At 49.1% G+C, this 432-nt stretch carries 1 protein-coding gene; it reads right to left on the bottom strand.

The window, feature by feature from the left end:
* A partial coding sequence (gene pduM / locus AC3DE3_RS17455; protein WP_488370884.1) for a microcompartment protein PduM occupies positions 1 to 432 on the bottom strand: 432 nt, incomplete at both ends.

Below are 432 nucleotides of genomic sequence, written 5' to 3'. Positions count from 1 at the left end.
CCAGTGCGGTCACACAACATTTCCGCTGTAAAACCAGTATTCCCGAGCTTAACTGTGCGATATCGGCATAACTTAAAAGTCGATCACGATGAAGGTAGATCGGTTGCCCTTGTTCGTCGCACCAGCTTAGCGGTAGACGGGCGAGAGTCTTCAATTCAATGGCGTTCAGGAAATGACGCTGCAACGACAATTGAATGTGCAATCCCCAGGCTAACGCTTCGTGTATCTGAATCGCTGCTCGATCTGACGTTTCGTTCTCCGCAAGTTGTCGCAGCAGCGGCAGATCGACATATCGGATTTGTAATGACGCATACTGATGAACGCTCTCTTGAACGCTGGCGTCTCGCAGTTGAAAAACAGTCAGCACGAGTGTTTTTCCCGCACGTTGTTTAAGGCGAAAAACCACTTCGTCAACAATACGTTGCATCAGCA

The organism is Dietzia sp. IBK-p2-16D, assembly GCF_057773085.1.
Note: the sequence above shows the minus strand (reverse complement) of the source record. Positions and strands in the feature narration are given on the sequence as shown.